This window comes from Nonomuraea sp. NPDC050022, assembly GCF_044460705.1.
Classification (GTDB): Bacteria; Actinomycetota; Actinomycetes; order Streptosporangiales; family Streptosporangiaceae; genus Nonomuraea.
The window spans coordinates 1,423,292-1,435,056 of the sequence record NZ_JBITKE010000001.1; the positions used below are offsets into that span (position 1 = coordinate 1,423,292).

Genomic DNA, 11,765 nt, shown 5'->3' on the forward strand with positions numbered 1-11,765 from the left:
AGTTCGCATTGTCAGGATAAAGAGCCCCACAATATGAGCAGCCCCTAGCACACCGCAGAAGGAGTGAGCTTGAACCGCTTTCCACGCGTCATGGGTATGCGTTCAGGCTACGACCCGGTCGAGGTCGACGCCCTGATCGGGCGCATCGAGGCGACACTGGGCAGGGGGCCGCGCGACATCGAGCAGGTCACGGCCGACGACGTACGCAGAGCGACGTTCCGGGCCAGGCGCGGCGGTTATCAGGAGACCGCGGTGGACTTCGCGCTGGAGGCGTTCGTGGTGGCGCTGGAGACGCGGGCCAAGAGTCCCGTACGGCTGGCCATGACCGAGCCGACCGGTGAGATGCTGCGCGAGGAGTGGTTCGAGACGCAGGCGGCGCGGGTGGAGCGGGTGGCCTTCCGGCCCGGGCGGATGGGCACGGGCTACAACGAGGACGAGGTCGACGCCTTCCTGGACCGGATCGTGGCCACGCTGCGCGGCACCACCGACTACCCGGTGACGGCCAAGGATGTCCGCGAGGCGAAGTTCTCGACCGTGCTGCTGCGGCCCGGCTACCTGATCGCGGACGTCGACTCGTTCCTGGCGGGCATCGCCGACGTCCTGAAGCAGCGGGCCTGAAGCAGCGGGCCGGAAGCAGCGCCCCTTCTGTCAGGTGGGCGTGATGTGTGGCTTCTGGGCGCTCTTCTCGGACTCGTACGAAGCGCGCACCATAGGGCCTTCCGGCGCGGTCGAGAGCTCGGCGACCGGGACGTCCCACCACGCCTCCGACGAAGGACTGTCGAGCATGGGGTCGGCGCGGACATAGATCACGGTCGTCTCCTCGGCCGCGCGGGCCGCCTCCAGAGCCTTGCGGAAGTCGGTCAGCGTGTCGGGCCGCAGTACGGTGGCGCCGAGGCTGGCGGCGTTGGCGGCCAGGTCCACCGGCAGGCAGTCGCCGTCGTAGCGGCCGGTGCCCCGGTAGGCGTAGGAGGTGCCGAGCCGCTGGGCGCCGACGCTCTCCGAGAGGCGGCCGATCGAGGCGAAGCCGGAGTTGTCCACCAGCACCACGATCAGCTTGATGCCCTCGGAGACGGCCGTGACGATTTCCTGGGCCATCATCAGGTAGGACCCGTCGCCCACCATGACGAACACCTCGCGGTCAGGGACGGCCATCTTGACGCCCAGCCCGCCGGCGATCTCGTAGCCCATGCAGGAATAGCCGTACTCCACGTGATAGCTGCCAGGACCGCTCGGCCGCCACAGTTTGTGCAGGTCGCCGGGCATGGAGCCGGCCGCGCAGACCACCACGCCGTCGTCGCCGGCCGCGGCGTTGACCGCGCCGATCACCGCCGACTGCGGCATCGGCCGGCCGTCCAGCGCGTACGCCTCGTCCACCACCGCGTCCCAGGCCGCCGACAGCTCGGCGGCGCGCGAGCGGTAGGACTCCGCGGTGCTCCAGCCCGCGCAGGCCTCGGTCAGCTCGGTCAGGCCCTCGCGGGCGTCGGCCACGAGCTGGAGCCCCGACAGCTTGGCCGCGTCGAAGCCGGTGATGTTCAGATTGACGAACCGGGCCTCAACCGAGAAGAGCGTGCGGGAGGCCGTGGTGAAGTCGCTGTAGCGGGTGCCGACGCCGATGATCAGATCGGCCTCGCGGGCCAGCGCGTTGGCCGCGGTGGTGCCGGTCGCGCCGACCGCGCCCATCGCGAGCGGATGCCCGTACGGCAGCGCGCCCTTGCCGGCCTGTGTCTCGGCGACCGGGATGCCGTACGCCTCGGCGAAGGCCCACAGCTCGGCCGTGGCCTCGCTGTAGATCACCCCGCCGCCGGCGATGATCAGCGGCCGGCTCGCCGACTTGATCAGCTCGGCCGCCCGCGCCAGGGCCGCCCGCTCGGGTCGGGGTCGCGGCATGTGCCAGAGGCGGCGCTCGAACAGCTCCTCCGGCCAGTCGTACGCCTCGGCCTGGACGTCCTGCGGCAGCGCCAGGGTCACCGCGCCCGTCTCGGCCGGGTCGGTGAGGACGCGCATGGCGGCCAGCAGCGCCGAGGGGAGCTGTTCGGGCCGGTTGATCCGGTCCCAGAAGCGCGACACCGGCTTGAAGCAGTCGTTGACCGAGATGTCGTACGAGCGGGCGTCTTCGAGCTCCTGGAGCACCGGGTTGGCGACCCGGGTGGAGAACACGTCGCCGGGCAGCAGCAGCACGGGCAGCCGGTTGATCGTCGCGCCCGCCGCGCCGGTGATCATGTTGGTCGCGCCGGGGCCGATCGAGGTGGTGCAGGCCAGGGTGGACAGCCGGTTGGCGGCCCGCGCGTAGGCGGCGGCCGCGTGCACCATGGCCTGTTCGTTGCGGCTCAGGTGGTAGGGCAGGTCCTCGGTCGAGGTGGCCAGCGCCTGGCCGAGCCCGGCCACGTTGCCGTGGCCGAAGATGCCGAAGCAGCCGCCGAACAGCCGGTGCTCGACGCCGTCGCGCTCGCTCCACTGGTGAGCCAGGAAGCGCACCACGGCCTGTGCCACGGTCAAACGGGTCATGAAGTCCTCCCGAACGGCAGTCTCGCATCGATGGCCTGGCCGTCCCAGGAAGAGCGGATCCAGGCGTGCCGGGGGTCGTCGCAGAACGCCATCGACCGCTCATCGGCGGGACCGGCCAGGACGTTCAGGTAGTACAGGTCGTAGCCGGGTGCGGCCATCGACGGGCCGTGGTAGCCATAGGGCACCAGCACCACGTCACCGGAGGAGACCTCGGCCAGCGTGTCGATCTGGCCCCGCTCGGAGGAGTAGACGCGCTGGTAGCCCAGGCCGCCGTCGGCCACCTCGAAGTAGTAGATCTCCTCCAGCACGGCCTCGCCCTCGTTGGGGGTGTCGTGCTTGTGCGGGGGATAGGACGACCAGTTGCCGCCCGGCGTGAGCACCTCCACGGCCACGAGCTTGTCGCACTCGAAGACGCCAGGGGCGCAGAAGTTGTTCACCTGGCGGCTGGCCTGGCCCGCGCCCCGGATCTCGACCGGCACCTCCGAGGCCGGAACATACCGTGGAGCCAGCCGCCGGGTCGCCCGAGCGGAGGGGAACGCGATGCGGCCCAACCCCTCCACCGTCACATCCGTAGAAATCGGGATATAGGCGAAATCAGAAGGCCCAGCGAAGACCGACGCGCGGCCTGTCAGCTCGAACCGCTCGCCACCGCACGTCACCGTGCACGAACCCGACAACGGCAGGACCAGCATCTCCTCCTCCCCGGTCGAAAAGGTGACGGCGGTTGGAGAGGTGACGGCGGTTGGAGAGGTGACGGCGGTCGAGGTGGCGCCGGTTGAGGGGGAGGCCGCGTCGCCGCCGAGGTCGGCCACCCGCAGCCCCGAGTAGGTCCAACCGGCCAAGGCGGGCGTGATCTCCACCGACCACGACCCGCCGGCGGCCTTGCCGTACGGAAGGTATGTCATGAGCGCACCTCTCGAACCAGAGCGGCCGCGCCGTCCACCGCGGCGGCCACGTCGTCGTCCGGAGGGTAGAGCAGCGCGCGGCCGATGACGAGCCCGCGCACCCCCGGCAGGCGCAGCGCGCGGTCCCAGTCGGCGTAGGCGGCGTCGATGTCGGGCGGGTCGCCGCCGAGCAGCAGCGCGGGCAGCGTGGTGGCGGCCATGACGCGCTCCATCTCGGCGACCGCGGGGATCTTCAGCCAGGTGTAGGCGGAGGTCGTGCCGAGTGCCTGGGCGACGCTGATCGACCGGATGACCGCCTCGGGCGACAGGTCGTTGCGCAGGACGCCCGCCTCCGTACGCGCGGCCCAGAACGGCTCGACCATCGCCAGCAGCCGCCGGCGGGCCAGGTCGGAGACCGCGTGGGCGCATGATTCGAGTGTGGTGACCGTGGCGTGGTCGGCCGGGTCGATGCGGCAGAGCATCTTGCCGCCGTCGAGGCGCATGGCGTCGATGGCGGCCGCGTCGAAACCGGTGAACCGGTCGTCCAGTTCGAACACCGAGCCCTGCAGACCGCCCCGGTTCATCGAGCCGAAGGCCAGCTTCTCCTCCAGCGCGCCGAGCAGCAGCAGGTCCTCCAGCACGTCGGGGGAGGCCAGGATGCCGTCCACGCCGGGCCTGGCCAGCGCCGTCTGGAGCCGGTCGAGCAGGTCGGGGCGGCTGGCCATGGCCAGCGGCCGGTCGCGGACGCCGAGCGACCCGCGCGCCGGATGGTCGGCCGCGATGATCAGCAGGCGCTCGCCCTCACCTGGCAGCCCCCGGCGCTGCCGGCGGGCGGCGGCGCGCTCGATCTCCTCCGGCCGGGTGGCCCGGATGTGGGTCAGGTGGTCGTAGCGGGCGGTTCGGGGCAGCGTCATGTCGCTCATAGGAGTGCCTGCACCTCGTCAGTCGTGGGCATCGCGTCGGCGCAGGCCAGGCGGGCGGCCACGTAGGCCCCGGCGGCGTTGGCGAAGCGGATCGTCCGCTCCAGCGGCCAGCCGCTCAGCAGCCCCAGGCAGACGGCGCCGCCGAACGCGTCGCCCGCGCCGATGCCGTTGACCACGTCGACCTTGACCGGCTCCGCCACCACGTACTCGTCCCTGCTGCGGGCCAGCACCCCGTTGGGGCCCATCTTGACGATGGCGACGCGCATCCCGGCGTCGAGCAGCGCCTGCGCGGCCGCCTCCGGGTCGCGGGTGCCCACCGCGTTCTCCACCTCGTCGAGGTTGCCGACGGCCACGTTGGCGTACGGAAGCGCCTGGCGTACCGCCTCCTGGGAAGCCTCGGGCGACTCCCACAGCATGGGGCGGTGGTCCAGGTCGAAGACGGTCAAGCCGGACGTGCGCGCGGCCAGGGCGGCGGCGTGCGCGGCCCGGCTCGGCTCCTGGCTCAGGCCGGTGCCGGTGAACCAGAACAGCTTCGTGTCCCGGATCGCGGCCAGGTCCAGCGACTCGGCGGTCAGTTGCAGGTCCGGTGGATGCTCGCCCCGGTAGAAGTAGAGCGGGAAGTCGTCCGGCGGGAAGATCTCGCAGAACGTGACGGGCGTCGGGGGACCTTCGACGGTGGCCACGAAGGAGTCGTCCACGCCGAAACCGCGGATCGCCTGCCGTACGTACTCCCCGAAGGGGTCGGCGCCGACCGCGGTGATCACGGCGGCGCGCAGCCCGTGGCGCGCGGCCGCGACCGCGACGTTTGTCGGGCTCCCGCCGAGGAACTTACCGAAGGTGTCGACGTGGGCCAGGCCCACGCCGGTCTGCAGCGGATAGACGTCGACCCCGGAGCGGCCGATCGTGATCAGGTCGTACAACGCACCTCCAGTGACGGAGCCTTCGTGCCTACTATGGCATATTGTCATGACATTCGGATGTCCGCTATGCCGGTCTTTCTTCCCTGACCGAAACCCCGGTAAGTGGATCGTCTAGGGTGGGACCGCCGCCGAGACCTCCTCGTGACAAAGATGCAGCATGCGGACACACTCCCGAAATATCGGCAGGCCTTTACGTCATCTGGATGTCATGACATATTGGCCGGGTTCCTGGCTTTAAGGACATGTCGGAGGGTTTGCATGGGATTGCGGAAAAGGTCGGTAGGCGCGGTCGCGGTCCTCGCCGTGTCCACGCTGGGGCTCGCCGCGTGCGGCCAGTCGTCCGGCGGCGACTCCGGTGGCACGATCGAGTTAACGATCGCCCAGAACGCCATCGCGGGCGGCAAGAACGCGGCGGCGGCCGAGTTCCTCGCCAACTGGGTCGCCCCCAAGTTCGAGGCGGCCGAGAAGGCGAAGGGGAAGGACGTCAAGGTCAAGTTCGTCCCCAGCGGTGTCGACGACGAGCAGTACAAGACCAAGCTCTCCCTCGACCTGAAGTCAGGCAAGGGCGCGGACGTGATCGACCTCGACGGCATCTGGGCCGGTGAGTTCGCCGAGGCGGGCTACATCAAGCCGCTGTCCGAGGTGGTGGGGGCGAGCGCCGACAGCTGGGACGGCTGGCAGCAGATCCCCGAGTCGGTCCAGGGACTGGCCACCTTCAACGGCAAGAAGTACGCCCTGCCCGTCGGCACGGACGGCCGGGTGCTCTACTTCAACAAGACGCTCTTCCAGAAGGCCGGGCTGCCCGCAGACTGGCAGCCGAAGAGCTGGCAGGAGATCCTCGACGCGGGCGCCAAGCTGAAGACGGCGGGCGTACCGGTGCCGATCCAGATCAACGCCGGCACCGCGATGGGCGAGGCCACCTCGATGCAGGGCGTGCTCCCGCTGCTGGCGGGCGCGGGCGGCGAGGTGCAGAAGGACGGCAAGTGGACCGGCGCGTCCCAGCCGCTCAAGGACGCGCTCGGTCTTTACCAGAAGATCTACGGCGGCAGCGGCCTCGGTGACCCCAAGCTCCAGCAGGAGGCCAAGGGCCGCGACAAGTCCTTCCAGCAGTTCGCCGGCGGCAAGATCGGCATCCTGATGGAGGGCGACTACTTCTGGCGCGGCGTCGTCAACCCCAAGGACGGCGTGGCCAAGATGGCCGACCGCGACCAGACCGTCGGCTACGCCCTGATCCCCGCCATGGAGCCCGGCAAGGGCCTGCGCGGCCAGGACTTCGTCAGCATGTCGGGCGGCGCGCTGCGGACCGTCAACCCCAACAGCAAGCATCCGAAGGAGGCCTTCGACCTGCTGGCCTTCACGCTCTCGCCGGAGGGGCTGAAGGAGGAGACCAAGAACGGCAACGTGCGCATCACCCCGCGCACCGACGTCAACAAGGAGATCCTCGCCGGGGAGCCGCTGCTGACGTTCATCTCGGAGAAGGTGCTACCGCTGACGGCCTACCGGCCGCCGGTCGCCGTCTATCCGCAGGTGTCGGCCGCACTCCAGGAGGCCACGGCCGCCGTCGTCGGGGGCACGGCACCCGACCAGGCCGCCGCGGACTACCAGAAGAAGCTCGAAGGAATCGTCGGTGGCGCAGGCAATATCGCCTCCTGAAGCTCTCGAGGACGCACCGGCCCGTCGCTACAGCTCGGACGCGGCGGGCCTGGGCAGGCTGAGAGCGGGCGCGTTCGTGGCGCCCGCTCTGGCGCTGATCGCGGTGTTCCTGGTCTTCCCCGCGCTCTGGGTCCTCTACCTCGGCCTCACCAACTACCGCCTCACCGGAGCCGCCGCCGCCGAGCCCCAGCTCGTCGGCCTGGACAACTTCGTCAAGGCGGTCTCCGACCCCGCGTTCTGGAACTCGACCTGGCTGACCGTCCAGTTCGTGCTCGGCTCGGCCGTCATCGGCCAGGTCGTGCTCGGGTTCACGATCGCCTGGCTGATGCGCGATCGCACCGGACCGCTCAAACGGACCGTCGAGGGCCTGGTCATCCTGGCCTGGATCCTGCCCAGCGCGGTGGTCTCGTTCCTGTGGGTGGCGCTGCTCGACCGCGACGGCGGCACGCTCCAAGCGCTGCTGCACGTCCCGGGATTCGCGCCGCTGCTCGACCACCCGATGCTGTCGATCGTCATCTTCAACACCTGGCGCGGCGCCGCCTTCTCGATGATGTTGTACGGCGCCGCGCTCGGGAACGTGCCGCCCTCGCACCTGGAGAGCGCCCGCCTGGCCGGAGCCTCCGGCTGGCAGCAGTTGCGTGACGTGGTGTTCCCCCACATCAGGGGACACATCCTGACGAACCTTCTGCTGATCAGCCTGTGGACGTTCAACGACTTCACCCCGTTCATGCTCACCGCGGGCGGGCCCGACGGTCAGACCGAGGTGCTGGCGGTCCACGTCTACAAGGTCGCGCTGCAGGGCAGCGAACTGGGCTACGGCGCGGCCGTCTCCACGGTCATCCTGCTGATCAACCTGGTCGTGGCGGTGTTCTACCTGCGCCTGCTCAGGAGTAAGAAATGACGCGGTTCGTGCTGGGCCGGATCGGCTTCTACACGCTGATCGCGGTGCTGCTGGCCTTCTTCACCATCCCCTTGCTGTGGCTGGCCGCCGCGCCGTTCACCTCGGACCCCACCTACGAGGTCCGGGTGCCCGACTTCACGCTGGACAACTTCACGGCGATCCTGGAGCATCCGTACGCGCTGCCGTCGCTCCTGAACTCGCTGGTGCTGGCGGTCGGCACGGCCCTGCTCGTGGTGGTCTTCGCGGCGCTGGCCGCGTACGCGCTGAGCCGGGTGCGGCTGCCGGGCCGCGACGCGCTGCTCTACGCGCTGCTGCTGCTGTCCTCGATCATCACCGGGACGGCCGCGATGGTGCCGCTGTTCCAGCTGGCCGTCGAGCTGAACCTGATCGACTCGCAGTTCGGGGTGATCCTCATCCTGACCGGCGGCCTGCTGCCCGCGGCGATCTTCATGCTCAAGGACTTCATGGACTCCACGCCGAAGTCCTACGAGGAGTCGGCGCGCGTCTTCGGGGCCTCGCCGCTGCAGATCGTCCGCCACGTGGTCGTCCCCCTGGTACGGCCCGGACTGGCGACGATCGCGGTGTGGGCCGTGGCCAACGTGTGGGGCAACTTCCTGATGCCGTACCTGCTGCTCAGCGATGTCGAGAAGCAGCCCGCGGCGGTCATCATGTACACGCTCTACACCGAGGGCGGCCAGGCCAACCTCACTCTGCTGTCCACGTTCGGCCTGCTCTATTCGGTCCCCGTGGTGCTCATGTACCTGTTCGTCAGCAAGAAGTATGGCTTCCGCTTCCACGGAGGGATCAAGCGCTGATGGCCGCAATCGAACTGCGAGCCCTGACCAAGGTCTACCCCGGGGGAGTCAAAGCGCTCGACTCGCTCGACCTGGCCATCCCCGACGGCGAGTTCTTCGCCCTGCTCGGCCCGTCCGGCTGCGGCAAGACCACGCTGCTGCGCACGATCGCCGGGCTGGAGACCGCCACGAGCGGCGCCGTCGTCATCGGCGACCGCGACGTCACCGGCGTCCAGCCGGGCGGCCGGGACATCGCGATGGTCTTCCAGGACTACGCGTTGTTCCCGCACATGGACGTCACCGACAACATCGCCTACCCGCTGCGCATCAAGAAGGTCGGCAAGGCCGCCCGGCAGCGCAAGGCCGAGGAGGTCGGCGCCAGGCTGGGCCTGGACCAGCTCATGGACCGGCGCCCCGGCCAGCTGTCCGGCGGCCAGCAGCAGCGGGTCGCGCTGGCCCGCGTCATGGCGACGCAGGCGCAGGCGTTCCTGTTCGACGAGCCGCTGTCGAACCTCGACGCCCGGCTCCGCCTGGAGGCCCGTACGTTCCTGAAGAAGCTGCAGCGCGAGCTCGGCGTCACCACCGTCTTCGTCACCCACGACCAGGCCGAGGCCCTGGCCATGGCCGACCGGATGGCCGTCATGGAGGCCGGGCACATCCGGCAGATCGGCACGCCGGCCGAGGTGTTCCAGCGGCCCGCCAACACCTTCGTCGCCGGCTTCATCGGCTCGACGCCGATGAACCTGCTCGACGGGACCGTCCGCGGTGACACGCTGGAGGTGGCCGGATGCAAGGTGCCGGTCCCCGTCTCGGCCGAGGGACTGCTGACCGACGGCGAACGGATCGTGTACGGCGTGCGGCCCGAGTACAACACCTACTCGGCAGAGCCCGCCGAGGGCTCGCTGGGTGGAAAGGTGGTCATCGTGGAGAACCTGGGGGCGTCCCACCTGGTGACGCTGGAGGTCGGCGAGGTGCTCGTGCAGGCGGTCGTGCCCGAGGGCGGCGAGCCGTCGATCGGGGCCGACGGCTTCGCCGCGCCGCGCCGCGACCGGGCCCTGGTCTACCGGGACGGCGAGCTGGTGTCGGCATGACCGTGATCCGCGGCCACTGGAGCCTGGACGACCGGCTGGAGCGGATCCTGCGCGAGTTGCCCTTCGAGGTGCCGGCCGGGACCGGCGCGCTGACCGTACAGCTGAGCTTCGACCGGTCACAGGGCGTGCTCGACCTCGGCTGCGGCTCGCCCGACGGGTTCCGTGGCTGGTCGGGCGGCGCGCGCGACGAGTACACGATCACCGCCGACTGGGCGACCCCCGGCTACCTGCCCGGCGAACTGGAGCCGGGGACGTGGCAGGTGTGGCTGCGGCTGCACCGGGTGCCGCCGCAGGGGCTCGACTACACGCTGCAGATCCACACCGAGGCCGCCGCGCCCCCACGGCCGGTGACCGAGGAGCCGCCCCACGGGGACCGGCCGCCGCGCCGCGACCTGCCGGGCGTCGACGGCCTGCGCTGGTTCGCGGGCGACTTCCACTCCCACACCGTCCACAGCGACGGCGTGCTGACCATCCCCGAGCTGGCCGAGCTGGCCAAGGGCCGTGGCCTCGACTTCCTGGTCGTCACCGACCACAACACCGTCAGCCACCACCCCTGGCTCGGCGACGATCGAGGCATCGCCCTGCTGCCCGGCCAGGAGGTGACCACGGATCGGGGGCACGCCAACGTGTTCGGCGACGTGGGCTGGGTGGACTTCCGGCAGCCCGCCGACTCCTGGGCCCGGCACGCCGCGCGCGAGGGCGGGCTGATGTCGATCAACCACCCGCTCGGCGGCGACTGCGCCTGGCTCCAGCCGCTGAGCGAGCGGCCGCGGATCGCCGAGGTATGGCACTCCGGCTGGTGGGACCGGCGCTGGGGCGCGCCCTTGGCCTGGGCCGACGCCTGGGGCCCCGATCTGGTCGCGATCGGCGCCAGCGACTTTCACCGCGTCGGCGACGACGGCCTGCCGGGCGCGCCGACCACCTGGGTCCTGGCCGAGGACACCAGCACGATCTTCGATGCCGTCGCCGCGGGCCGTACCGCGATCTCCGCGGGCCCCGGCGAGCCGCTGCTGCTCAGGCTGGGCGACGAACTGCTCGCGCTCGACGCCGACGGCCTCGTCCTGGTGCGCCCCGGCGGCGATCGCCAGGTCATCCGCGGTGAGCGGGTACTGGTCCCCGCGAGAGAGGGACGGCACCGCCTGGAAACGTACGAGAACGAGGTGATCGCCATATGCGCGTGACACGAGTCGCCAACGCCCCTGTGAGTTTCGGCGTGTTCGAACTGGCCGACGCGCCGCCTCCGCTGAGCGCCGACCAGATGGTCCGTGCGCTCGCCGACGCCGGTTACGCGGGCATCGACCTGGGGCCCATCGGCTATCTCGGCACCGGCGCCGACCTGGTGGAACGCCTCGACGGGCTGCTGCTCGCCGGCGGCTGGGCCGACCTGCGCTACAGCGACGCCGTGGAGTTCGAGAAGGGACTGGCCGCGCTGGACGCGACGCTCGACGTGTTCGCCGCCGCGCCGCCCGCCCCCGAGCACCTGGCGCCCCGGCCCACGCTCGGCTGCTCGGGCTCTCCGGCGAGGTTCGCCAGGCCGGGCGGGAACGCTCCCGGGCTGGCCGCCGCCGACTGGCCCGGCTACGCCTCCCGCGTCCAGATCGCGGCCGACCGCTGCCGCGAACGCGGCTTCGAGCCAGCCTTCCACCACCACCTCGGCACCTACGTCGAGACGCCCGAGGACGTCGAGCGGCTGCTGGAGCTGACCGACGTACAGCTCTGCCTGGACACCGGCCACCTGCTGCTGGCCGGCGGCGACCCGGTGACCGCCCTGCGCGACTGGTCGGATCGGGTCGGCCACGTGCACGTCAAGGACGGCGACACCGCGATACTCGGCCAGGCCCTCGCCGACGGCGTGGATCTGCGCGAGCTCATGGGCCGGGGCGGCTTCGCGCCGCTGGGCGAGGGCGAGCTGGACCTGCCGGGCGTCGTCCGCGCGCTCGACGAGATCGGCTACCAGGGCTGGATCATCATCGAGCAGGACACCCTGCCGGGTCGCCGGTCAGTTGAGCGGAACATCGCCGATCAAGCCGCCAACCGCGAGAAGCTGAGAGAACTGGGACTGTGACTCCCAGGCTGACCCCACGCTGGAGGATC

At 70.6% G+C, this 11,765-nt stretch carries 11 protein-coding genes; 7 read left to right on the forward strand and 4 right to left on the reverse strand.

Annotated elements, in window-relative coordinates; translation table 11 throughout:
• Positions 1-69: 69 nt before the first annotated feature.
• Positions 70-618 (forward strand): DivIVA domain-containing protein, encoded by a 549-nt coding sequence (locus ACIBO2_RS06270; RefSeq protein ID WP_357656443.1) that lies wholly within the window; start codon positions 70-72, stop codon positions 616-618.
• 30 nt (positions 619-648) lie between these two features.
• Here the strand turns inward: ACIBO2_RS06270 and iolD are convergent, their stop codons facing one another.
• From iolD to iolC, 4 genes are read right to left on the reverse strand one after another with little or no spacing between them, the layout of a single operon-like run.
• Complete coding sequence (iolD, locus tag ACIBO2_RS06275) at positions 649-2,505, reverse strand: 3D-(3,5/4)-trihydroxycyclohexane-1,2-dione acylhydrolase (decyclizing) (protein WP_397295633.1); 1,857 nt, start codon at positions 2,503-2,505, stop codon at positions 649-651.
• Complete coding sequence (iolB, locus tag ACIBO2_RS06280; protein ID WP_397295635.1) at positions 2,502-3,410, reverse strand: 5-deoxy-glucuronate isomerase; 909 nt, start codon at positions 3,408-3,410, stop codon at positions 2,502-2,504. Before iolB ends, iolD begins: the two co-directional genes overlap by 4 nt.
• Positions 3,407-4,312, reverse strand: a complete 906-nt coding sequence (locus ACIBO2_RS06285) for a deoxyribose-phosphate aldolase (protein ID WP_397295637.1) — start codon at positions 4,310-4,312, stop codon at positions 3,407-3,409. The genes iolB and ACIBO2_RS06285 overlap by 4 nt, the downstream gene beginning before the upstream one ends.
• The gene (gene iolC / locus ACIBO2_RS06290; protein ID WP_358553782.1) at positions 4,309-5,232 is read right to left on the reverse strand and encodes a 5-dehydro-2-deoxygluconokinase; all 924 of its coding nucleotides are present in this window, start codon (positions 5,230-5,232) and stop codon (positions 4,309-4,311) included. Before iolC ends, ACIBO2_RS06285 begins: the two co-directional genes overlap by 4 nt.
• A gap of 258 nt (positions 5,233-5,490) precedes the next feature.
• On the opposite strand from iolC, the gene ACIBO2_RS06295 reads away from it, so the two are divergent.
• From ACIBO2_RS06295 to ACIBO2_RS06320, 6 genes are read left to right on the forward strand one after another with little or no spacing between them, the layout of a single operon-like run.
• Entirely contained in the window at positions 5,491-6,885 is a 1,395-nt protein-coding gene (locus tag ACIBO2_RS06295; protein ID WP_358553784.1) for an extracellular solute-binding protein, read from the forward strand.
• Positions 6,860-7,786 (forward strand): sugar ABC transporter permease, encoded by a 927-nt coding sequence (locus tag ACIBO2_RS06300; RefSeq protein ID WP_358553786.1) that lies wholly within the window; start codon positions 6,860-6,862, stop codon positions 7,784-7,786. Before ACIBO2_RS06295 ends, ACIBO2_RS06300 begins: the two co-directional genes overlap by 26 nt.
• Positions 7,783-8,601 (forward strand): carbohydrate ABC transporter permease, encoded by an 819-nt coding sequence (locus tag ACIBO2_RS06305; RefSeq protein ID WP_357943003.1) that lies wholly within the window; start codon positions 7,783-7,785, stop codon positions 8,599-8,601. Before ACIBO2_RS06300 ends, ACIBO2_RS06305 begins: the two co-directional genes overlap by 4 nt.
• Complete coding sequence (locus tag ACIBO2_RS06310; protein WP_358553788.1) at positions 8,601-9,671, forward strand: ABC transporter ATP-binding protein; 1,071 nt, start codon at positions 8,601-8,603, stop codon at positions 9,669-9,671. Before ACIBO2_RS06305 ends, ACIBO2_RS06310 begins: the two co-directional genes overlap by 1 nt.
• Entirely contained in the window at positions 9,668-10,852 is a 1,185-nt protein-coding gene (locus ACIBO2_RS06315; RefSeq protein WP_358553790.1) for a CehA/McbA family metallohydrolase, read from the forward strand. Before ACIBO2_RS06310 ends, ACIBO2_RS06315 begins: the two co-directional genes overlap by 4 nt.
• A complete protein-coding gene (locus tag ACIBO2_RS06320) occupies positions 10,843-11,736 on the forward strand; it encodes a TIM barrel protein (RefSeq protein WP_358553792.1) in 894 nt (297 codons plus the stop codon). The genes ACIBO2_RS06315 and ACIBO2_RS06320 overlap by 10 nt, the downstream gene beginning before the upstream one ends.
• Positions 11,737-11,765: the final 29 nt, after the last annotated feature.

What these genes read in the sequence shown, in the direction of transcription:
- ACIBO2_RS06305 (WP_357943003.1), top strand. Translation starts at nt 7,783, where the DNA reads ATGACGCGGTTCGTGCTGGGCCGGATCGGCTTCTACACGCTGATCGCG.
- ACIBO2_RS06315 (WP_358553790.1), top strand. Translation starts at nt 9,668, where the DNA reads ATGACCGTGATCCGCGGCCACTGGAGCCTGGACGACCGGCTGGAGCGG.
- ACIBO2_RS06310 (WP_358553788.1), top strand. Translation starts at nt 8,601, where the DNA reads ATGGCCGCAATCGAACTGCGAGCCCTGACCAAGGTCTACCCCGGGGGA.
- iolB (WP_397295635.1), bottom strand. Translation starts at nt 3,410, where the DNA reads ATGACATACCTTCCGTACGGCAAGGCCGCCGGCGGGTCGTGGTCGGTG.
- ACIBO2_RS06320 (WP_358553792.1), top strand. Translation starts at nt 10,843, where the DNA reads ATGCGCGTGACACGAGTCGCCAACGCCCCTGTGAGTTTCGGCGTGTTC.
- ACIBO2_RS06295 (WP_358553784.1), top strand. Translation starts at nt 5,491, where the DNA reads ATGGGATTGCGGAAAAGGTCGGTAGGCGCGGTCGCGGTCCTCGCCGTG.
- ACIBO2_RS06285 (WP_397295637.1), bottom strand. Translation starts at nt 4,312, where the DNA reads ATGAGCGACATGACGCTGCCCCGAACCGCCCGCTACGACCACCTGACC.
- iolD (WP_397295633.1), bottom strand. Translation starts at nt 2,505, where the DNA reads ATGACCCGTTTGACCGTGGCACAGGCCGTGGTGCGCTTCCTGGCTCAC.